This window comes from Peribacillus sp. YIM B13477, from assembly GCF_042787955.1.
In the GTDB taxonomy this organism is placed as follows: Bacteria; Bacillota; Bacilli; order Bacillales; family DSM-1321; genus Peribacillus; species Peribacillus frigoritolerans.
Map to the genome: position 1 here is coordinate 210724 of NZ_JBHZPD010000002.1, position 22484 is coordinate 233207.

Genomic DNA, 22484 nt, shown 5'->3' on the forward strand with positions numbered 1-22484 from the left:
ATTTTCCCGGTATGTCATTTTAATTCTCAATAGTAAACATAGGAGGTACTACTCGTGAAATTTGAAAGCTTTGGAATCGAAAACATCACAGCCGACTTAAACCGATTAGATGACCTAATGCCGCAATATGGTTTAATACGAGCAGAACAATGGGATTACGAAAGAGTAAGTTACGATCGTAAGTTCGAATTAAAAGAAGGCACGTTTTACCTGAGAATACTTGGCTATGCTACAGAGGGCGATGTTGGCGCTCACAGGGCCGTCATCAAATTAATGGTTCCTCTATTAGGAAAACACTATTATCCACACGGAGTTGAATATGGTGAAGGAGAGGATTTTCCTGCATCACTAGTTAAACAAAGTGAAAAAATCCTCGCTCAAATCAAAGAAGAACTTACACAATTCAACGGCCTATAAAAGCCGTCAGCGAAAAGTGGTACAAAGAGAGAGGATCATGTGTGATGCTCTCTTTTTTGTATCCAATACAAAAGCCTGATGCTTTTTTTGCACCAGGCTTTTTTGTCATTTTAAAATCCTAGGATTGCCTTTATTAAAGATGTTGTTTCGCCGCCATGATAAATCACATAAAGCAGGATGTAAACAGCTACTCCAGTAATCCCAGTGAAAAACCAAATGATGCTTGTCGCCGGCCCGATTTTTTTATGAATGGCGAATTTACCTTTAAACCCAGTGGTAAGCATGATGATCCCCAAAACAGCTCCAGTTGTTGCAAGCGTTATATGGAAAACCAAAAAAATCGTATAATAAATTTTTATGTCATCGGGTCCGCCAAACGACGTACTACCAATGAAGACCGTCCGAGAAAGATATATAGTGAAAAAGATCACCGCAAAAATCGCAGCTGCCATCATGGTTTTTTTATGGGTCTCGATTTTGCGCTGTTTAATTTGATACCAGCCTATTGCAACAGTGATGGCACTTAATACAATGAAGGCTGTACTTATCGTTGGAAGGATTGGTAAAGACATATGAAATGTAGTCCTCTCTATATTTATTAATCAACTACCATTTTATAAGAGGCAATCATAAAATTCAATAAAATCAAGGATTATTAACAGAATGCTCACTTTTATAGAATACCCAGGTCAAATTACTGGCTATTTGCTTTAATTCAAAAATCAGGTAAAGTCAGATAAAAGACTTGTCCGCCCCAAGACAAGTCTTTTATCGTACAATTATTCTGCAGTCTGAAAATCCGAAGGTATAGGATCGATATCATTTTGGCCGCCATTCTCCTTTTTGAACCAAGCAAAGAAAATGACACCCAATACATAGCCTAATACGATTTCTTGAATCACTTTCATCAGAACCCCGCCAAGCTGTTGATCCTCAAGCAATGGCAGTCCATTGAACATTTCCGGACCACTGAGCGTTAAACCGGATAGTGCGGAAGCCGGAACGCAAAGTTCCATGGCACTGGCCCAAGATTCCGCATTGGTGAATGTATCATACATCGGATCATTAGCAAATATGATTAAAGCACAGGCAGGAGTCATTAGAATGCCACTGCCGAATATATAAGCTACTTTTTTTACACCTGATAGACTTTCACGTTCGGGCAGTTGATTGACAAGCGGGAACCACATCAAAACGGCAGTCGTAAATAAAAGGACCGTGTATCCGGCATGAATCCACATCCCCGTTTTGATAAAGTCGAATACTAACGGGATATGGTACAACGAAAAAAGAACGTTAAATAATAAAAGGGCGATAAGAGGTCTCGTGAAAAACTGAAATAACGGCTTCACTCCCCTTGAATTTATGAGTGTTCTCATAAGCCAATCTGGAATCGCAATGATAAATAATGGCGGAATCACGAGATAGAGCAGTGCCATTTGAAACATGTGGGCACTGAACATGATATGGCTCAATAAATCCAGCGGCGATCCTTTTACCACATAAAGAAGGAACATGGCTATTAAAAAATAAGTTGCCTGTTTGACGGAAAGCGATGAGCTGCCCGGAAACTTCCCCCTTTTTTTTGTCACCAGCCAAAAATAGCCAACGGTAATAAGTACGAGGGCGGCAAAATAATAAGGACTCCACAAAGCGCGAAATCCAAAAATATCAATAGACAAAAAAATCACCTCGTTCATGAACTTTTTCTTACTATCCATTATACCTAAAATGAAACATTGTAACAAATATAGATAAACTTGGATGATAATCACCACATAAAGAAAAACCGGCTATCATTCAATAGCCGATTTTCTTTATGGTTTATATCCAAACAATCGTAAGGAACACAAGGACCGTTATCAAGCCCACTGCAAGGCCGGAAAACAAGAACAATGCAATGGTGCCATGCCCTTTATGCTTCATGTGCATGAAATAATACAATTGGAAAATCACTTGTACAACTGCCAGCAGCAAAATGACCGGTTTAATGAACCAATGTGAAAAACCCTCAATTCCTACTGCAGCAAAAGCAAGTAATGTAAAGAAAATCATAAGTGTAAATGATATTACTTGGTGTTTCATCTCTTCAGCATTTTTCTTACGGCGATATTTTAAATCGACATTCGGGTTCGCTGAATTTGATTGTTCATTCGCCATCAGTTATCCCACCATTCCCATTAAGTATACGACAGTAAAGATAAACACCCAGACTACGTCAATGAAATGCCAATATAGACTCGCAACATAAAATTTAGGAGCGTTATATAAATTCAAGCCTCTTCTTGCATTACGAACCATTAGAGATATGATCCAAACCAAACCGAAAGCAACGTGTCCTCCATGAAAACCAACTAACGTATAGAACGCGGAGCCAAATGCACTGCTCGTAAAGGTATGATGGAATTCATGAACATAGTGATTAAATTCATAAATCTCAAGACCTAGAAAAGCGAAACCAAGTGCAACCGTAATTACAAGCCATGCTTGCATTTGTTTAAAATGGTTATTTTTCATATGGTACATCGCATACACACTGGTTAATGAACTGGTCAATAACAGCATGGTTGCTACAAATGTCAGTGGTAATTCGAACAAGTCTTTAGCTAAGGCTGCATCACCATTTGGAACTTTATCCTTCAATGCAAGGTAAGTTGCAAAAAGTGAGGCGAATAGTACCGTCTCTCCACCAAGAAACAACCAGAATCCCAAATACTTATTTTTACCTTCTAAAGTCGCTTTCTCGGGAGAAGCAGGCCAAGTGGCATCCGTGAATCTTTCATCTGTTTGCATTATGCCTTACCTCCCTTGTCTTTATCGTCCATAAGTTCTTCTTTATGAATGTGGTATCCATGATCGTCTTTAACGGAACGGATAAACATTGAAGCGAATGTGATCAAAAGTCCAACAATCATTATAGGCAGGGTCCATGTCTTATCATCCATATTATATAAAGCTCCGAATGCGGCAACAAATAAACCCAAGGCAATCGTTAAAGGAAGTATAGATGAATTCGGCATATGGATATCCCCCAGTGGTTCTGCAGGAGTCATTTCCTTTTTCCCTTCCATTTTTTCAACCCAGTAAGGATCTAATCCGCGGACAAGCGGAAGTTGTTTGAAATTATAAAACGGCGGTGGTGATGGAATGGCCCATTCAAGCGTACGGCCGTCTCCCCATGGATCATTGCCGACTTTCTCATTCTTAACAGATGTAATGATGATATTGATGACCATAACCAATACCCCAAATGCCATTAAGAAGGCACCGACTGTACTGATCATATTACCTGTATTGAGACCTTGATCGTCCAAGAATGTAAATACGCGACGAGGCATCCCCATTAAACCTAAGAAATGTTGGATGAAGAATGTTAAATGGAAACCGATCAAGAACGTCCAAAATGTGATTTGTCCCAATTTCTCGCTTAACATAGTTCCAAACATTTTCGGCCAATAGAAATTGATTCCAGCCAGTAAGCCCAATACAACCCCACCGACGATTACATAGTGGAAATGGGCAACAACGAAATAACTATCATGGTATTGATAATCAGCAGGTGCTGATGCGAGCATGATACCTGTCACCCCACCCATGGTAAATGTTGGGATAAAGGCAACTGCATAAAGCATCGGTACCGTGAACTTGACGCTTCCTCCCCACATCGTAAAGATCCAGTTGAATATCTTAATACCTGTCGGTACTGCGATAGCCATCGTGGCCACGGCAAAGATTGCATTCGCGATCGGACCTAAACCAGTGGTAAACATGTGATGCGCCCAAACCATGAAACCTAAGAAACCGATTAAAACGGTTGCAAATACCATCGATGAATATCCGAATAATCTTTTTCTTGAGAAGGTAGCGAAAATCTCGGAAAAAATACCGAAAGCAGGAAGAATTAGGATATATACCTCCGGATGACCGAATATCCAGAATAAATGCTCCCAAATGATTGTATTCCCGCCAGCTGCTACATCAAAGAAATTCGAGCCGAACATCCTGTCGAACATCATTAACACCAATCCTACCGTAAGCGGGGGAAAAGCGAATAATATCAATGCGGAAACAACGAAAGTTGACCATGTAAACAGCGGCATACGCATATATGTCATACCAGGCGTACGCATATTAATAATGGTTACAAGGAAATTGATCCCCGCAATTAATGTTCCCAATCCTGATATCTGTAATCCCAGGACGTAAAAATCAATACCATGGCCTTCGGAGTGCAGGGAAAGTGATGCATATGATGTCCAGCCCGCATCAGGAGCCCCTCCTAAAAACCATGAAAGATTCAGAAAGACTCCTCCAAAGAAAAACAGCCAAAAACCTAACGAATTCAAAAATGGGAACGCAACATCACGTGCCCCTATCTGTAAGGGTACGACCGCATTCATTACAGCAAACACCAACGGCATGGCTGCCAAAAATATCATAGTCGTACCGTGCATGGTCAATATTTCATTATAAAATCCGGCACTTACGAAGTCATTATTTGGGATTGCAAGCTGGATACGGATAAACATCGCTTCCAAACCGCCGATTACAAAGAATAACCCGCCTGAGATAAGATATAAAATGGCGATCTTCTTATGGTCTACCGTCGTCAGATAATCCCAAAGCGTAGCGCCAAATCCTTTTTTATTAGCGTACGTACTCACGATTTAACCTCCTTAATCAATGTTCTATTTGTCTTCCACCTTAAGCTCTAATAGATAAGCTGCCAGTGCATTAATATCTGAATCCGAAAGTTCACCGTAAGTACCGGTCATCGTGTTGCCCGGTTTATACTTCTCAGGATCCTTGATCCATTTCTTCACATTCTCTTCCGTATGATCCAATACGCCAGCCACTTTTTGACGCTCACCGAATGTAGCCAGATTCGGAGCCTGACGAGCAGCTTCAGGCCTGCTGTCATTTGGTGTCACCGCATGGCAGCCTATACAACTTTGATTAAAGACATCTTCACCCTGTTTGGCTAGATCGCCTTCAACGACAGGTTCCTTCGAGGCTTTCATATCTTTAGTCCATGCTTCAAAATCGCTTTTAGACTTCGTTATGACCTTAAAATCCATCAAAGCATGTGAAGGACCGCAAAGCTCAGCACATTTTCCGTAGAATACGTTGTTCGAATCTTCTGCCTTTTCACCGTCGAATTCTAAGAAAAACTGATTGACCCCTTCTGTATTTGTATCCATCTTTCCTCCGACGGACGGTACCCAGAATGAGTGCTTAACATCTGAAGCAGTTAGATTGAAGTACACTTTTCGATCTGTCGGCACAACCAAATCCTGACTTGTTACGACGCCAAGGTCTGGATATTCAAACTCCCACCAATAAAGGTTTGCCCTAACATTCACGACAAGTGCATCCTTCGTTTTTCCATCCTTATCTTTCTTATCCATTGCCTTTGTGTCGGCTAAGTCAAAAGTCGTGACGACGGTTGGAACAGCCAGAACAATTAAAAGAAGGATAGGAATAACAGTCCAGATAATTTCGAGTTTATGACTTCCTTCAATTTGTTTCGGTATTGTTTCGTCGCCTTCCTTCCGACGGAAGCGTAGTAAAACTACAACGAACAAAATAATCACAACAATAATAACCAGTACCATGATTAGTGTACTCAATATCAGTAAGTCATACTGAGATTGCGCAACATCGCCAGCTGGCTTCAGCGCGGATAGAAATGGTTCGCCGCAGCCCGAAAGGACAAGTCCTACAATTCCCAGCAGAGCAATTAGGCGCCATTTGTGCAGCCTTTTTTTCATAGCTTCAGAAACCCCTCTTTCGTCAAAATTTTCTCACAAAAATAAAAATGGGCGCAATTGCGAATATTCTCTCTATGTCAATTTCTAAAAAGAAAGAATCCCTAATCTAAGGAATTACTAAGTTGATTCATGTAACCGCTCTTATGTATGCCCCTGTTGGTTCCGTTAATATGTATGAATGGCGGTCAGTGCTTTATTTATTAGTAAACTGGAGCCTGTAAAAGAACAGGCCGCCAGTTTATTTAAACCAAAACTAGATCAGTGTGACAATAACCATCGCTACAAATAAAATGGTCATATAATTTAAAGAATATACAAACATGGATGTTGCCCATTTAACATCGTCTTTCTTTTTATACCCCTTAATTCCCAAAATAAGCCAACCTGTACTCAATAATGCAGCAAGAATAACTAGCGGTGTTCCTAATGGAGTTAAAAAGAAAGGAATGAACATTAAACAGATGATCCATAGCATAATCGATCTTTTTGCAGCCTTGAACCCTTTTACGACCGGAAGCATAGGTACTCCAGCTGCACGATATTCTTCGACACGCCTCATTGCAAGTGCATAAAAATGAGGAGGCTGCCATAAGAACATGATCGCGAACAGGACCCAGGCGATCTTATCAAGGCCCGGGTCGACCGCAGCCCACCCGATAAGCGGAGGCACCGCTCCAGATATACTGCCTATTATCGTATTCGAGACAAATCTACGTTTGAAAACCATAGTATATAAAACAACATAGGCGAAGACGCCGAATGCTCCCAGTATGGCAGTTGTCATATTAGTCAATGCAAGTAAAATCAGCCCTGCAGCAATTAAGCCGAAACTTAACGCCAATACCTTTGAAGGCTGTACTTTCCCGGTTACCGTTGGACGGTTTTTCGTTCTTTCCATTAAATGATCGATATCACGGTCATAATAATTATTGAAACTGCAAGATCCCGCCATTATGAGCGCCGAACCTGCAAGTGTATAAAACACTACATCTAGATTGCTTAAGAAGCTAAGCCCCGAAAAATGAAGAGCTAACCACACGCCGGTAAAAGCTGTAATTATATTTGAATTGACGATCCCCACTTTTATAAGTGCGAGAAAATCCTTCCAAGCTGTTGTTTCAGGTATATCCGATTGAAGGGCGGCTTTACTGTCCTCCATGACAGCTTCTGACAAACCCCTTGTTTCTGACATTTGTTTTCCTCCTTTAAATCATTCAGCACAACGCAAATGCAAAAAAAATACTTACATATGCTATAGAACATTATTTCATACTTTTTGATATTTGTAACCAAGGAAGCGTAAACAAAAAGTAAATTATTTACCAATGACTGTCGTCAATGGAATCCATCGAGAGCTATCATTCTTAATATCATGCTTAATAACAGTAAAATTTAGTAAAATCATTTCTTCAATATATTAAAACACATTTTTGGAAGCTTTTGTGAAAATTTTTCGGATATTTTTGACCAATTTGTGTCTCAATAATTTACTGCTCTTGTAAGATGTTCATCAAGAACATGAATAGTATGCTATTATCATCATCCCCTAGGCTCTATCCCTATTTTGCTCCTACTTGAAGGTTTACACTCCCTTTATTTCTATCAAAGTCTTTTGTAACTTTCAACTATTTCAGGCATTTTAATTAATAGTTATAATATTAACTGAACTTGTAAAATCATTCTATTTTGTGTAATATCGAGGAAGTTCGACAAATATTATGAAAAATCTTATGCTATTATTAATTTTATGGAACAATCCTAATTTGCTACAGAGAAAAAGGTGGGACTACTAGTGAAATCGTCTCTTAAATGGTTTGCTGTTTTAACAACGATTGTAATGCTTTTCATCTTACTTGGCGGCGCTTTAGTCACGAAGACGGATTCCGGCATGGGATGCGGCAGGTCCTGGCCATTGTGTAATGGCCAATTGATCCCGGACAAAATCACGATTGAATTGGTCATTGAACTTTCCCATCGTCTCGTTTCAGGTGCTGGAGGATTCTTGGTTTTAATTTTATCGTATATGTCTTGGAAAAAAATCGGCCATATCCGTGAAGCACGTTTCTTATCCGTCCTTTCTTTTGGTTTTCTGTTACTACAAGGGTTAATCGGGGCCGCTGCCGTCATTTGGTCACAATCCGATTTTGTCCTTGCCCTTCATTTCGGCATATCGCTCATTTCCTTTGCTGCCGTCTTTTTACTGACATTGTTGATTTTTGAAGTAGACAAGAAGTTCGAAGCCGAAAAACTTATAGTTGACAAACGAATGAAATTCCATATCATTGGCGTATTGATTTTTTGTCTCGTAGTAGTATATACAGGTGCTCTTGTAAGGCATACAGAATCAAGTCTTATCTGTAAGGATTGGCCTTTATGTGTAAATGACAGCCTTGCACTCCCCTCTAACCTTTATGAATGGATTCAGATGGGACACCGTGCAATCGCAGGCGCCATTTTCATTTGGGTATCTTATGTAGCTTATATCGCAAAAAAACATTACAAAAATCAAAAAGTGTTATATGGCGGTTGGATGGCTGCATTCATTCTCGTATTTTTACAGGTTACCGCTGGAGCCTTCATCATTTTCTCAAGGCAAAACTTATATATCGCATTGACACACGCATTATTCATTGCCTGCTTTTTTGGTGTAATGAGCTATTTGATGCTATTGACATCAAGAAGCAAAAAAAATGCACTGGCCAAGCAAAAAAGAAACTCCACGCACACAGTCAAAGGACAGGATGAAAAGGACATAACACCAACAGTACCCGCCCGTTAATTTCTGATTGTTCAATCAATAATATAATAGGACAAAACAAAAACCACCATTCCCCAGGGAATGGTGGTTTTTGTTTTGTCTTAAGATACCGTGGATTGCCTTGAAAGAGGGTGTAGGGCAGCTTGAAACCTCAAGCATACCCCATATACCCTAAATCATTCAAAAGGTCACAGTCAGCGATATTACTTAGTTATTTCAATCAATAAGTCCCCAGTACTGATCGCTTCTCCATCTTTTACATAAATATCTTTGATGGTCCCGGAGAATGGTGCTTGCACGGTGGTTTCCATTTTCATCGCTTCCGTAATGATCAGGTGATCACCCTGCTTGACCTGATCTCCTTTCTCGACCACTACACGAATTACCGTACCTGGCATTGTCGCACCGATTTGTTCTTTATTTTTTGGATCAGCTTTTACTTTTGATACAACGGAAGATTTAATGTTTTCATCCTTGATGATCACTTCACGTGATTGACCATTCAACTCAAAATACACAACCCGTGTTCCATCAGCCAATGGCTGGCCGATTGAAACCAATTTTACGATAAGCGTTTTACCCTTTTCGATTTCAACTTCGATTTCTTCCCCTAGCCTCATACCATATAAGAAAGTCGCGGTATCGAGGTTGGAAACATCTCCAAACAGCTCAATCGTTTTATTGTAGTCCAGGAATACTTTTGGATATAGGGCATATGCAAGCACATCGAAATCAGTGACTGCCCGTCCCAATTCCTTGAATAATTCTTCTTTAAGTGCTGCAAAGTCCACTTCTTCCAATAACTCACCCGGTCTTACTGTTATAGGTTTCTTGCCTTTCAGGATAACTTCCTGAAGCTCTTTAGGGAATCCCCCAACTGGCTGACCTAGATAGCCTTCGAATAACTCTATGACTGAATCAGGAAAATCGATGGATTTACCTTTTGTCAGAACATCCTCTTCAGACAGGTTATTTTGTACCATGAATAAAGCCATGTCCCCAACAACTTTGGATGAAGGAGTCACTTTAACGATATCGCCGAACATTACATTGACGCGCTGATACATCTCTTTCACTTCATGCCAGCGGTCTCCCAGCCCAACTGCTTTGGCTTGCTGCTGCAGATTACTATATTGACCGCCTGGCATTTCGTGTTTGTAAACCTCGGTATGAGGTGCATTCATTCCGCTTTCGAAGTCATGATAGAATTTCCTGACCTCACCCCAGTATTCTCCTAAACGCTCTAGTGAATCGACTTCCAACTTAGGCTGTCTGCTTGAACCCTCCAATGCATAATGAAGTGTTTGTACACTTGGCTGCGAAGTCAGTCCAGCTAAAGAACCAATCGCCGTATCAACGATATCCACACCGGCTTCAATCGCTTTAGAATACATGTAAATTCCATTTCCGCTTGTATCATGAGTATGCAGATGAATCGGAAGGGATGTCGATTCTTTCAGTTCCGAGACAAGGCGGTAAGCAGCATCAGGCTTCAAGAGCCCGGCCATATCCTTGATCGCTAAAATATGGGCACCGGCTTTTTCCAATTCCACCGCCATATTTTTATAATAGTCGATATTATACTTGCTGCGTGATGGATCATTCAAGTCCCCTGTATAACAAATGGCAGCTTCTGCAATTTTGCCGGATTGACGTACTGCATCAATAGCCAATTCCATCCCTTTAACCCAGTTTAAACTATCGAAGATACGGAAAACATCAACGCCTGCATCCGCTGATTTCTCTACGAATTCACGAATGACATTATCAGGATAATTTTTATAACCAACTGCATTTGAAGCCCTTAAAAGCATTTGTAATAGGACATTCGGTGCTTTTTTCCTGAAACTTAACAGCCTGTCCCACGGATCTTCTTTCAAGAAACGATAGGCGACATCGAAAGTTGCCCCGCCCCACATTTCCATTGAAAATAAATCAGGAAGCAGTTTTGCTGTAGGTTCTGCGATATCAAGGATATCTTTCGACCTGATTCTCGTCGCCAGTAAAGATTGATGTGCATCACGGAAAGTCGTATCGGTGATCAATACCTCTTTCTGTTCTTTGATCCAATTGACCAGTCCCTCTGCTCCTTGCTCTTCAAGTATATTTTTTGTACCCGAGATAAGCGGCAGGCCACCAACATTAGGAATCGGTGCTGGATCAAAAACAGGTTTTTTCTTTTTCTCGACTCCCGGGAATCCATTCACGGTCACATTTCCGATATATGAAAGCATTTTTGTCCCACGGTCTTTTCTAATTGGGAAGCTAAATAATTCCGGTGTTGAATCAATGAATGATGTATCATATTCCCCATTTATGAATTTTTCATGTTTTACAACATTTTCAAGGAAGGGGATATTTGTTTTAATACCACGAATCCTGAATTCCTTAAGGTTACGAACCATTTTGGAAGCTGCCTGCTCAAATGAAAGCGCATGAGTAGAAAGTTTAACGAGAAGGGAATCATAATATGGTGTGATGACCGCACCTTGGAACCCATTCCCTGCGTCCAGACGGACACCGAATCCCCCACCGGAACGGTACACCATCATTTTCCCGGTATCAGGCATGAAATTATTCAATGGATCCTCGGTCGTCACCCTTGATTGAATCGCATATCCATGAGTTTTAATTCCTGCTTGTTCGGGGATTCCGATCTTTTTGCCATGGAGCTCATGCCCTTCAGCTACCATGATTTGAGATTGAACGATATCAATGCCCGTAATCATTTCAGTGATCGTATGCTCAACCTGTACCCGTGGATTGACTTCAATAAAGTAAAACTCGCCATTTGCGACAAGGAACTCGACCGTACCAGCGTTTACATAATCAATATTTTTAGCCAACTTGACGGCTGCTTCACAAATCCTTTCCCTTAAATCTTCGGAAAGGGAGACGGAAGGTGCCACTTCCACAACTTTTTGATGCCGTCTCTGAACGGAACAGTCACGCTCATATAAATGGACGATATTCCCATGAGTATCAGCCAAAATCTGAACTTCGATATGCTTCGGATTTTGTATGAATCTCTCTACATAGACTTCATCATTACCAAAAGCTGCTTTAGCTTCTGATTTTGCGCGATCATAAGCCTCTTCAACTTCTTCGATTTTTCCGACAATTCGCATTCCGCGTCCGCCGCCGCCTAATGAGGCTTTTATAATGATTGGAAAACCGTATCGTTCACCAAATTCCTTGACTTCTTCAACACTGGTCACCGGTCCATCGCTACCAGGGATAACCGGAATATCCGCCAGTTCAGCTTGTGTTCTAGCTTTTACTTTGTCACCAAACATATCTAGGTGTCTTGATTCTGGTCCGATGAAGATTATGCCCTCTTCCTCACAACGTTTCGCAAATTCAATATTTTCTGAAAGGAAACCATAACCGGGATGAATCGCATCGACGCCACTCATTTTGGCAATCGCAATTATGCCTTCAATATCGAGGTATGCATCAATCGGCTTTTTGCCTTCCCCGACCAAATATGCCTCATCCGCTTTATATCTGTGATAAGAACCATAATCTTCCTTTGAATAGATTGCAACTGTGTGAATGTCTAATTCCGTACAAGCTCGAAAAATCCTTATCGCTATTTCCCCGCGATTTGCCGCAAGTACTTTTTCTATACGTTTCCCCATTGCTACCACCCTAATCAATATGTATTTTTATTGAATATATAGAAAAAAAGCGTGAAAGATTTCCACAACTTTTTATTCATGAATTGATTTCCCAATTAAGGAGTCCAATCTGTTTAGGCTCATTTTATCGCTGATGTAATTATTTCGATATATTTTATATTTTCGTTTTTCACATCTGATAAAGACAAAAAAAGAGCCATATATCCTTAACAAATTAAAATTTAGCTATAATAATATATTATCAATTTGATTTAACATTCAATTAATATAACAATAATACTAAAATTAACTGAATACAATAAAAAAATAAAAAATTACATATATTCGTATAAAAAAACAGGGAATTAGATCTGACTCCCCTACTATCGATCCATTATTGATCAAAGCCATATGACCGGAAAATCCCACAGGGAATATTTTTTTAAAAATCGGAAGATGACCATTGAACTTAGAAAAAATTCAAAAGAATGAGAAAACTAAAATTGAGCTTCGTGAACTAATTAGTATGTCACTATTAGATATAGTATAACATTATTCATTAATTGTATATATAAATAAAAAACTCAAACAATCATCGAGATTTGTTTGAGTTAGTATGTTTTATCTATTATTTTTTTAACGATGCTTCATGCAAAACTGACAATTCCTGTTCAAGGGTTTCCAAAAGGGATTTACCCTCGGTCTCCTCTACCAAACCTAAGCGTACGGCAAAATCGATTTCTCGTGATAGGCCGAACATTTGCGTATCAAGTACCTCTTCATATAAAGGACATTGAGGCATAGTGAGATTTTCCATTTGAACTTTTATCAGTTTTAGAATCTTGTCAGCATCTGCTTTTAATAAAGCATAAGCTTTTTCTCGATGATTGACAAGCATATCAGATGCCATGTTAAATCCCCCCGCTCAGAGCGATTAAATCTTATCTCTAAATTCTACCTTTAGTTTTGTGAAAAAGCAAGGACATTGACGAACAATTTGCCATTGAGGTATCACGATCACCTCTCAAATGGATATACCCAGCCATGGAATTTGTTCACCATCTTGAAGATGTGACATTTCTATTATAATTGATTATAATCATTAAAGAGCAACAGAAAGGAATGAGATATTTGGAACCCATCGTATTTATAAATGGAAAAGTGAAATATCCTATTACGCTAGATCCTGGAGTATGGATTTTTGATGACCGTAAAGTTGAAATCGATACATATTTCCACGCTGAAAGAGTCCAAGTCAATGAATTAGAAGAATATACGATTGCCGCCTCGAAACATTGGCAAAAAGAAATACAGGAAGGCGCAATAATGCCACCCACAATAAAAACGGAACGAAAGTTCGAGAAGCAAAGATTGCTGGAAGGGACTTTCGGCATCCCTTTTGAACCGTTTTTAAAAAACGCCGAACCTGAAAATGGGGTGACCGAAGTCATCGTTACAACCGATGATGAGGAGCTTACATTCCCGTTGGCAACGGCACTTGAATTTTTCCTGGGCTTTTCCAAGGATGGAAAGCCGCTTAAAATATCCGAAGGCGGCCCCCTGGAAATTTATTTCGGAGACGCTTCCAACATCAATGATCCGATAAAAAATGTACGGTCTTTCACCGTTAAATAAGACTTCGTTCATCCTTGCCAAAAACTTTGGCAATCGGCAAGGGAAATCCCTTGCCGATTGCATTATAAAAGTGTAGCTGCCAATTGTGCCAATCCCGATCTTTCCCCTTTTATCAATTTAACATGGCCGGCTATACGCTCGGTCTTGAATTTTTCCACAACATAGGTCAAACCATTATTATATTCATCTAAATAAGGATGATCTATTTGCTCCGGGTCCCCCATCAAGACAATTTTGCTCCGTTCCCCGACCCTCGTCAAGATTGTCTTGACCTCATGTTTCGTTAAGTTCTGCGCTTCATCGATGATGATGAACTGATCCGGTATGCTCCTTCCCCTGATATAGGTGAGGGCTTCAACTTCGATCGAACTCATTCCTGCTAAAATCGCATCCAATTCCCCAGGTTTTTTCGTATTGAACAGAAATTGGAGATTATCAAAAATAGGCTGCATCCATGGTCTTAATTTTTCTTCTTTTTCCCCAGGCAGATAACCAATATCTTTACCGACCGGAACAATTGGCCTGGCAACCAAAAGTTTCTTATATTGTGACAAATCTTCAGTTTGCATCAATCCTGTAGCCAATGCCAATAAAGTCTTGCCTGTCCCCGCCTTACCAATGAGCGTCACAAGCTGGATATCCGAACGAAGCAACAAATCAAGGGCCATGGTCTGCTGGACATTTCTCGGTTTAATTCCCCAAATATGCTCCCCTTCATACATCAATTTCTTGACTAGCCTGCAGTTCTCATCCACTATCCCAATCGCCGAAGCTGAACTGCCCAGCGTGTCCTTCATCAACAGGAATTGATTTGGGTAATATGCATCTTTTGTCAGTTCTTCCAGTGAAAGAAAACTTTTTTCATAAAACTTATTCAGGTTATCAATCGATACATACACTTCTTTGTGCCCAGCGTATATATGATCCAGTTCTACAACGCGATCATTTAAAAAATCCTCTGCCTCTAGACCGATGGCGTCAGCTTTAACCCTGACGAGAGTATCTTTGCTAACCAGAATGACCGTTTTTCCATCTTCCTTCGTCTCTTCTTCCAAAGATAAATTTTTCGCGACTGCCAATATCCTGTTATCATTCGTTTTCTCAACAAAAATTTCCTGAAGTTTGTGAAATGAACGGTGGTTGAGTTCAATCCTTATGCTGCCTCCATTATGAAGCGGAATGCTCTGATGCAGCTTTCCTTTTTCACGAAAACTATCGATCAATTTCGATACTTGCCTGGCATTCCTTCCGATTTCATCCATATACCTTTTTTTTGAATCCAATTCTTCTAATACGACTGCTGGAATGACAACTTCATTATCTTCGAATGAATAAATCGAATACGGATCCTGCAACAGGACATTCGTATCTAAAACATAGATTTTTTTCCCCAATATGACGCCTCCTGCCTGCTCTATAGGATATGTCTTACCATTTACTACACTCAGCAGTTATGTAGCGGACGAGACTGTTGATAAAATATATGTTCCTTTGCATAAAGATAGAAGAACATTTACAGACTATAAAGAAAACTTCCAGCAAAGAATCCCATCCCCAACATTGATTACACCATGTTTCACTGCATGTAATAATGGCAACAGACTTGGTCGGTGGCGGACAGGCTGGAACCAAAGAACATTTAAGGAGGTTGTACATTGCAAAAAATCATATTGTCGCTCGCGGCTGTTCTGTTGATGTCAGGTTGCGCAACGGATAATAAAAATGAAGTGTCTGAAAATAATGCGCAAAACAATATAACGAAAGTCAATAATACGACCATTAAGGAAGCAGACAGGAATACAGGTCAGCAAACTGCGGAAAGACTCACCGGTTTGGCTAAGTCCATTCCAGAGGTGAACGATGCCACCGCAGTCGTACTTGGCAAATTCGCCATCGTCGGAATAGATATCGACCAAGATATTGAGCGTTCACAGGTTGGAACGATAAAGTACTCAGTCGGAGAAACTTTAAAACATGATCCTGACGGTGCTAATGCCATCATCGTCGCTGACCCGGATTTAAATGAGCGGATCAGGGAGGTAGCCAAAGATATTAAAGACGGCAAACCGGTAACCGGGATACTAAATGAACTCGCTGACATCACAAGCAGAGTCATCCCGGAGGTTCCTGGTGATATTTTAACCCCAACGCCATCTAAGAACATCGAAAAGGAAAAAAATAAACTTGATGATGATACGGAAAGAAAAGAACTCGATAAAGAGCAAAATGATCAATCCAATCATTTTAAAGAATGAATTTACCCGACCCGAAATGAATCTTCGGGTCTTTTTCATACCCAACAATCAACGTTCAACTGTTAGTTTCACTTTATCCTCGTTTTACCATAAAAATATTGGTATACTTAAAAGCATATTCAAATTGAAGTGAGGTTCAACTAATATGAAGGTTAAATGTGTAATATGCGATCAAATTGAATCTATACCTGACGATAGCCCAGAAGCGAAGAAACTTCGAAACCGTCCTATACATACCTATATGTGCAATACATGCAACCAACGCATAGAAGAGCGTACGAACGAACGGATTGCTACCGGTAACTTCCGTCTTTATCGGACGATCAAAAATGAAGATGAGTGGTAGAACATTTCATAAAGTTACTCTAATTGGCCTGATCAATGGACTTCTGCTTGGATGGATAATGAAGTGGGTCGAAATGCTATCCGGTAAACAAGTGTATAAGCTTTTATTGAATGTGGATTTCCTCCCCCTAATGGGAGCGGTTTCCTGGAGTGAGGAATCATTATTCTTTTTCCACCTCCTTTTCTCACTGGCAATTACGTATAGTTACGTTTATTTTCTACATCCTTTGAAAGTTTTCAGGAAATGGAACAAATACGCACTTGCTTTTATCACGATCATTCCCGCCATCATGCTTTACTTCCCATTATCGGCGCTGTCAAAAACAGAAGTTGTCCTTCCTTCTGATTTGACAGCTTTCTTTTTGTGGACAATCTTACATCTTTTTTATGGACTTTCCCTCCCTAAAGCAATATAAAAAAGAACCGTGCGTAAATCGCACGGTTCTTTTTATCATTACTCGATATTTTTATACTTTTCTGGCTCTAACTGAATTTGGTCTAACATGATATCAATCAATTCAATCGGATAACGCTGCTTTTTCATTTCGTCTCCCAAAAGGTACTCGACGAAATAAAAAGGTTCTGTTTTTGTAACGGAATCGATTATCACCTGATGATCGTCTTTCAGCATCTGCATGAAAAACATTTCTGTATCGCGTGCAGCTGAATCATCAGGCCTTGCATCACAGACAACTTTGATCGTCAACCAATTGTATAAAGCATCCTGTAATGATTTCATCATCTTAAGCCTGTTCTTCTTTTCTCGAATTATGAAGACGGATCCTATAAATCCCCAGAACAAGCGAAGCGATGACTAATGCCTCCCCCATAGGGAGAAACACCGCAAAGAAAGAAAGAAGGGTACATCCAAGTGCCATTACCACATAAATGACCACATTTTTTAGCAATGGTAACTTTTTGGCAAAACCTAACTGATAGACAAGGATGCATAATCCAAAGACCGTCAAATATAAATACCACATTCCTGCTTCAGGATTTTCATCCACTCTGTACAATGCTGCAAAAAATGATAATCGCTCTTGGATATCCAATCTTTTCTCCTCCTCTTGCTATTTATTTTTCTTCAATAGCAACTTTTTTTCTTTTAGCTGCTCTTTCACGCTCGTTTTTATCTAGAATTTTTTTACGAAGGCGGATTGAATCCGGAGTTACTTCACAGTACTCGTCATCGTTCAAGTATTCCAGAGCTTCTTCAAGGGACATGATTCTTGGTTTTTTCATGGAAGAAGTTTGGTCTTTATTTGCTGAACGCATATTGGTCATTTGTTTCGCTTTAACGATATTAACAGTCAAATCGCTATCACGGTTATGTTCCCCGACGATCATGCCTTCATAAATATCCGTACCTGGCTCAACGAAAATAACACCGCGGTCTTCTACTTGCATAATACCGTATTGTGTAGTTTTTCCTGATTCCATGGATACAAGCACACCTTGGCGTCTTCCGCCGACTTGACCTTGTGCCATTGGTTGATAGCTGTCAAATGAATGGTTCATGATACCATATCCGCGTGTAATCGTTAAGAACTCAGTTGAATAGCCAATAAGTCCGCGAGCTGGGATCGTGAACAGTAAACGAACTTGACCGCTACCGCTGTTGATCATATCCAATAATTCACCTTTACGGGCTCCCATTGATTCCATGATCGAACCAGTGTGCTCCTCAGGTACATCGATTTGTACACGTTCAACCGGCTCACAACGGACACCATCAATCAAACGAACGATAACTTCCGGTTTAGAAACTTGCAGTTCATAACCTTCACGTCTCATGTTTTCGATCAGGATGGAAAGGTGAAGCTCCCCACGACCTGAAACAATCCAGACATCCGGAGAATCAGTATTTTCGACTCTTAAGCTGACATCAGTCTGCAATTGGTTTCTCAAACGCTCTTCAATTTTACGAGCTGTAACGAATTTACCTTCACGGCCTGCGAATGGGCTGTTATTTACAAGGAAAGTCATTTGTAATGTTGGCTCGTCAATACGCAGGATAGGTAGAGCTTCAGGGTGCTCGGTCGGACAAACCGTTTCCCCTACGTTAATATCCTCCATACCAGAAACGGCAATTAAATCACCGGCAACGGCTTCTTGGATTTCAACTTTCTTCAAACCAATATAACCAAAGATTTTAGTTACACGGAATTGTTTAACCTTTCCATCAAGTTTCATTAATGAAACTTGTTGACCTACATGCATTTTACCGCGGAATACACGGCCAACGCCAATACGTCCTACATAATCATTATAGTCAAGTAAAGCCACTTGGAATTGAAGCGGTTCATCTGAGTTATCAATTGGTGCAGGGATCGTTTCGACGATTGTTTCGAAAAGTGGGGTCATGTCTTCTTCTTGTTTAGCAGGATCTGAATCCAAGCTCGCAGTACCAGCGATACCTGAAGTGAAGACAACTGGGAAGTCTAATTGTTCTTCTTCAGCTCCTAGTTCGATGAATAAGTCAATTACTTCATCGACCACTTCATTTGGACGTGCAGAATCTTTATCGATTTTGTTCACGACAACGATTGGCGTGATCTTTTGTTCCAATGCTTTTTTCAACACGAAGCGAGTTTGCGGCATACAGCCTTCATATGCATCAACAACAAGAAGAACGCCATCGACCATTTTCATGATCCGTTCCACTTCACCACCAAAGTCGGCATGACCAGGTGTATCCAAAATATTGATTCTTGTATCTTGGTATTGAACTGCTGTATTTTTCGCAAGAATCGTAATTCCGCGTTCTTTTTCAATCGCATTAGAATCCATCGCACGTTCTTCCACATGTTCATTTTCACGGAAAGTACCAGATTGCTTTAGCAACTGATCCACTAACGTCGTTTTACCATGGTCAACGTGAGCAATGATGGCTATATTACGAATATTTTCTCTTAATTTCAAAAAATTCACTCCTAAAAAAGTTTGTGTAAAACGTATCACTAGTATTAACTTACATATTATATCACAAACATACTAGAAACAAATACAGAAATTATGTACAATAGATATATTAGGGGTGATATTAATGAACATTAAATGGAATTTCTTAATATTAGCTGTATTGGCAACATCAAGCATTGGCTCCATTGGCATCTTCATTGCTGAAAAAAGCTTGATTGGAATATTGGCTGCAATCGTTATTCTTTGCGGAATCATGGGGTTCGGTTTCACCCAGAAGAAGAAATTACGTGAAGCCGGGAAGTTATAATATAAAAAACTCGCTGACAGACAGCGAGTTTTTTTTTGTTAATAATTTCTATCCGAGACTTTTATCATGGCCGCAATCAGTCCTTGATACTAACGGCTGGAGTTTCCTGATAAGTATTTGTCAAATACTTCTTTGTGTAGCCCTGGTTTTGATACGAAAAGCGAGTCGCCTTTTAAAAAATCCAATTTGTCACCTTTAACATTACTAACTTCCCCGCCCACTTCCTCGACCAGTAAAACTCCCCCGGCAAAGTCCCAAGGCATGAGTCTCATGGTTATGTATGCATCAATCCTTCCAGCGGCCACGAATGCCAGCTCCAACGCTGCCGAACCATAAGAACGTGTTCCTCGTGCATCCCGGACCAGCGGTGCCAAAAGACTAGGGTCGATCCTCCGGTTTTCCGTTACCCAGCTTGCATTAATGGAAATGATCGCTTTGTTTACCGATGCCTCTTCAAGAGATGGGAGCCTTTGATCATTCAGAAATGCTCCTTGTCCCTTAATCGCATGATATAATTCATCACTAAAAACATCATAAACCATGCCAATCTTTCCGATGCCATCCACATAAACCCCAAGAGAAATCGCAAAATTCCTCTGTTGATGAATGAAGTTCAAAGTTCCATCAATTGGATCGATGATCCACACCGTACCTTTTAGGTCTTTAATATCATTGCCCATTCCCTCTTCACCAAAAATGCGGTGTTCTGGAAAAGCTTCGCCGATTTTTTCGCAAAAAAACTTTTCTATCCCCTTATCCATATTAGTTACCAAATCATTCGGATTCGTTTTCATTTCAATATTCAACTTGGTTTTGAAGGACGCCCTTAGCCTATTACCGGCTTCTTTCATCCATAACTTCGCATATGTATCCATTTCCTTGACCGATGCCATTATAATATCCCCGTCCTTTATGATCAGAAACTACATTAAAATGATCCTCTTTTAAAGATTAAAGCAAATATAGCTTGCCTTCAAGCTTTTAACATCTTAAATTTTCCATTTTTTTAACTGATGAGGAAAGAAGTTTCCTTGACTGCCCATCCATTAATCGTAATCATGATTTAGCCAGCAAGAATATTCTCCTTTAATTGACGTTCCCCTTCCTTATTAAATGGACTCGAGACCAAATGAAATTCCACCTTATATATATTGGACATTTAATGAAAAACGGACACATTATTTTTTAATAAAATAAAGTGTCCGTTCATCTATAATAAAATTCCTTGTATTGAAATTGATTCATTTCCTTAATTCATTCTCCTTCAAGGTCTCTGCAGCCAATCATTTACAAGGCTTTCAGTTTCAACAATTCCAAGCGGATGCGTTCTAGTCTTTGCTTGCATTGTGACCTCTTTTGGTCATTCTCTTCACCGATTGCTTCAAAAAGGGTTGCTAATTCATAGTCCATTTCCATTCTTAACACTGCAGCTCTATGTCTTTCAACTTCTTTAGCTTTTAATGCTTGGTTCATGACTTGTTTCATAATTAACATTCTCCCTTCGTTAATTAACGTAATTTTCTGAATTTATATTATCATATGACTTCCTACCTCAAATAGCAACTAATTTGTGCTATAACCTATAAGGAATTTTACATTGCCAACCCGAATCGTATTTTTTAAATTTTACTTTTACTTATGCTACAATATGTGCAGATATTACGGTAGGAGAGATGAAAATGAATATAGCAAGTTTTACAGCAGATGATTTTGATGTTTTTAAAATTGATGGATTGGAACCGCGCATGGATGCTTTAAAAGAACGGATCCAGCCTAAATTACAAGCCCTAGGAGAGCACTTTTCTCAAAAGCTCTCAGTTATGACCGGCGATGAAATGCACCCTCACGTTGCAAAGCATGCTAGACGGACAGTGAATCCCCCTAATGATACATGGGTTGCTTTTGCTGCCAATAGCAGAGGTTATAAAATGATGCCGCATTTCCAAATCGGGTTATGGGAAACGCATATGTTCATCTGGTATGCCGTCATTTACGAAGCCCCTAATAAAATGGAAATCGGAAAGCATCTGGAGCAGCAGGCAGACCGATTGGTGAATAGCATTCCCTCCCATTATGTTTGGTCAATGGACCATACAAAACCTGATGTCATCCCTCATGATGGTCTTGGAGTAGATGATTTGAATTCAATGTTCACCCGTTTGCAAACGGTAAAGAAAGCCGAAATCCTATGCGGTATAAAAATTTCCCGTGATGACGCGATTAAGTTAAAAGATGATGATTTCATTGAAACCATTCAAGATGCGTTTGAACATCTTTTACCCTTATACCAATTAAATTAAACACATTGATTCCTATTCGGATCCAACAAAAACTGGATAATATAAAAGGAGAGCCTTAAAGCTCTCCTCAGACTGTAGACAAACTCGATCATCTATTGGGTTTGTCTACGGTTTTTTTAGGTTTTTAAAAATTTGTTGACCGTTGCCTCCAGGC

General features: G+C 39.9%; 23 protein-coding genes. 8 read left to right on the forward strand and 15 right to left on the reverse strand.

The features are described 5' to 3' along the window. Positions 1-54 precede the first annotated feature (54 nt). Positions 55-417 (forward strand): YugN family protein, encoded by a 363-nt coding sequence (locus ACFX4H_RS07710; protein WP_034313973.1) that lies wholly within the window; start codon positions 55-57, stop codon positions 415-417. A 110-nt stretch (positions 418-527) separates the two neighbouring features. On the opposite strand, the gene ACFX4H_RS07715 is transcribed toward ACFX4H_RS07710, so the two are convergent. The 7 genes from ACFX4H_RS07715 to cyoE all read right to left on the reverse strand — a co-directional run bounded on the left by ACFX4H_RS07715 (position 528) and on the right by cyoE (position 7380). Then, positions 528-989 carry a DUF420 domain-containing protein gene (locus ACFX4H_RS07715; RefSeq protein WP_034313975.1) on the reverse strand — a complete coding sequence of 154 codons (462 nt, stop codon included), beginning with the start codon at positions 987-989 and terminating at the stop codon, positions 528-530. Between the two features lie 207 nt (positions 990-1196). Further along, positions 1197-2099: a cytochrome c oxidase assembly factor CtaG gene (gene ctaG, locus ACFX4H_RS07720; RefSeq protein WP_377434864.1), complete on the reverse strand. Its 903-nt coding sequence runs from the start codon at positions 2097-2099 to the stop codon at positions 1197-1199. Positions 2100-2241: 142 nt separating this feature from the next. Next, a complete protein-coding gene (gene ctaF / locus ACFX4H_RS07725) occupies positions 2242-2577 on the reverse strand; it encodes a cytochrome c oxidase subunit IVB (protein ID WP_034313978.1) in 336 nt (111 codons plus the stop codon). 3 nt (positions 2578-2580) lie between these two features. After that, on the reverse strand, positions 2581-3210 hold the full coding sequence (locus tag ACFX4H_RS07730) for a cytochrome (ubi)quinol oxidase subunit III (RefSeq protein ID WP_048684533.1): 630 nt from the start codon (positions 3208-3210) through the stop codon (positions 2581-2583). Further along, positions 3210-5081 carry a cytochrome c oxidase subunit I gene (gene ctaD, locus ACFX4H_RS07735; RefSeq protein WP_054396968.1) on the reverse strand — a complete coding sequence of 624 codons (1872 nt, stop codon included), beginning with the start codon at positions 5079-5081 and terminating at the stop codon, positions 3210-3212. The genes ACFX4H_RS07730 and ctaD overlap by 1 nt, the downstream gene beginning before the upstream one ends. Positions 5082-5105: 24 nt before the next feature. Beyond that, positions 5106-6188, reverse strand: a complete 1083-nt coding sequence (coxB, locus tag ACFX4H_RS07740; protein WP_127777005.1) for a cytochrome c oxidase subunit II — start codon at positions 6186-6188, stop codon at positions 5106-5108. Between the two features lie 253 nt (positions 6189-6441). After that, a complete protein-coding gene (cyoE, locus tag ACFX4H_RS07745) occupies positions 6442-7380 on the reverse strand; it encodes a heme o synthase (RefSeq protein ID WP_034313989.1) in 939 nt (312 codons plus the stop codon). A 600-nt stretch (positions 7381-7980) separates the two neighbouring features. Between cyoE and ACFX4H_RS07750 the strand changes: the two genes are divergently transcribed. Next, entirely contained in the window at positions 7981-8967 is a 987-nt protein-coding gene (locus tag ACFX4H_RS07750; RefSeq protein WP_034313992.1) for a COX15/CtaA family protein, read from the forward strand. A 182-nt stretch (positions 8968-9149) separates the two neighbouring features. On the opposite strand, the gene pyc is transcribed toward ACFX4H_RS07750, so the two are convergent. Further along, on the reverse strand, positions 9150-12587 hold the full coding sequence (gene pyc / locus ACFX4H_RS07755) for a pyruvate carboxylase (protein ID WP_034313994.1): 3438 nt from the start codon (positions 12585-12587) through the stop codon (positions 9150-9152). 607 nt (positions 12588-13194) lie between these two features. Beyond that, a complete protein-coding gene (locus ACFX4H_RS07760; protein WP_034313996.1) occupies positions 13195-13476 on the reverse strand; it encodes an Fpa/YlaN family protein in 282 nt (93 codons plus the stop codon). 221 nt (positions 13477-13697) lie between these two features. On the opposite strand from ACFX4H_RS07760, the gene ACFX4H_RS07765 reads away from it, so the two are divergent. Then, positions 13698-14201, forward strand: a complete 504-nt coding sequence (locus ACFX4H_RS07765) for a hypothetical protein (RefSeq protein ID WP_034313999.1) — start codon at positions 13698-13700, stop codon at positions 14199-14201. Between the two features lie 62 nt (positions 14202-14263). Here the strand turns inward: ACFX4H_RS07765 and ACFX4H_RS07770 are convergent, their stop codons facing one another. Continuing rightward, positions 14264-15595, reverse strand: coding sequence for a PhoH family protein (locus ACFX4H_RS07770; RefSeq protein ID WP_034314003.1), 1332 nt, complete (start codon positions 15593-15595; stop codon positions 14264-14266). A gap of 261 nt (positions 15596-15856) precedes the next feature. Between ACFX4H_RS07770 and ACFX4H_RS07775 the strand changes: the two genes are divergently transcribed. The 3 genes from ACFX4H_RS07775 to ACFX4H_RS07785 all read left to right on the forward strand — a co-directional run bounded on the left by ACFX4H_RS07775 (position 15857) and on the right by ACFX4H_RS07785 (position 17217). Next, the gene (locus ACFX4H_RS07775) at positions 15857-16456 is read left to right on the forward strand and encodes a YhcN/YlaJ family sporulation lipoprotein (RefSeq protein ID WP_034314005.1); all 600 of its coding nucleotides are present in this window, start codon (positions 15857-15859) and stop codon (positions 16454-16456) included. Positions 16457-16601: 145 nt separating this feature from the next. Beyond that, positions 16602-16802 carry a YlaI family protein gene (locus ACFX4H_RS07780; protein ID WP_072272690.1) on the forward strand — a complete coding sequence of 67 codons (201 nt, stop codon included), beginning with the start codon at positions 16602-16604 and terminating at the stop codon, positions 16800-16802. Next, entirely contained in the window at positions 16786-17217 is a 432-nt protein-coding gene (locus ACFX4H_RS07785; protein ID WP_052137470.1) for a hypothetical protein, read from the forward strand. Before ACFX4H_RS07780 ends, ACFX4H_RS07785 begins: the two co-directional genes overlap by 17 nt. A 38-nt stretch (positions 17218-17255) precedes the next feature. Here ACFX4H_RS07785 and ACFX4H_RS07790 read toward each other — a convergent pair whose 3' ends face one another. Genes ACFX4H_RS07790 through typA form a run of 3 tightly spaced genes read right to left on the reverse strand, consistent with a single transcriptional unit; the run spans position 17256 to position 19723 of the window. Further along, positions 17256-17540, reverse strand: a complete 285-nt coding sequence (locus tag ACFX4H_RS07790; RefSeq protein WP_034315418.1) for a hypothetical protein — start codon at positions 17538-17540, stop codon at positions 17256-17258. Between the two features lie 4 nt (positions 17541-17544). Beyond that, complete coding sequence (locus ACFX4H_RS07795) at positions 17545-17853, reverse strand: YlaH-like family protein (protein WP_034314008.1); 309 nt, start codon at positions 17851-17853, stop codon at positions 17545-17547. Between the two features lie 22 nt (positions 17854-17875). Next, entirely contained in the window at positions 17876-19723 is a 1848-nt protein-coding gene (gene typA, locus ACFX4H_RS07800) for a translational GTPase TypA (protein WP_034314011.1), read from the reverse strand. A 124-nt stretch (positions 19724-19847) separates the two neighbouring features. Between typA and ACFX4H_RS07805 the strand changes: the two genes are divergently transcribed. Next, on the forward strand, positions 19848-20030 hold the full coding sequence (locus ACFX4H_RS07805; RefSeq protein WP_034314013.1) for a YlaF family protein: 183 nt from the start codon (positions 19848-19850) through the stop codon (positions 20028-20030). Between the two features lie 89 nt (positions 20031-20119). Here ACFX4H_RS07805 and ACFX4H_RS07810 read toward each other — a convergent pair whose 3' ends face one another. Further along, a complete protein-coding gene (locus ACFX4H_RS07810; RefSeq protein WP_034314016.1) occupies positions 20120-20923 on the reverse strand; it encodes an inositol monophosphatase family protein in 804 nt (267 codons plus the stop codon). 394 nt (positions 20924-21317) lie between these two features. After that, positions 21318-21515 (reverse strand): hypothetical protein, encoded by a 198-nt coding sequence (locus tag ACFX4H_RS07815; RefSeq protein WP_034314018.1) that lies wholly within the window; start codon positions 21513-21515, stop codon positions 21318-21320. Between the two features lie 194 nt (positions 21516-21709). Between ACFX4H_RS07815 and ACFX4H_RS07820 the strand changes: the two genes are divergently transcribed. Continuing rightward, on the forward strand, positions 21710-22330 hold the full coding sequence (locus ACFX4H_RS07820) for a YktB family protein (protein ID WP_096338294.1): 621 nt from the start codon (positions 21710-21712) through the stop codon (positions 22328-22330). Positions 22331-22484: the final 154 nt, after the last annotated feature.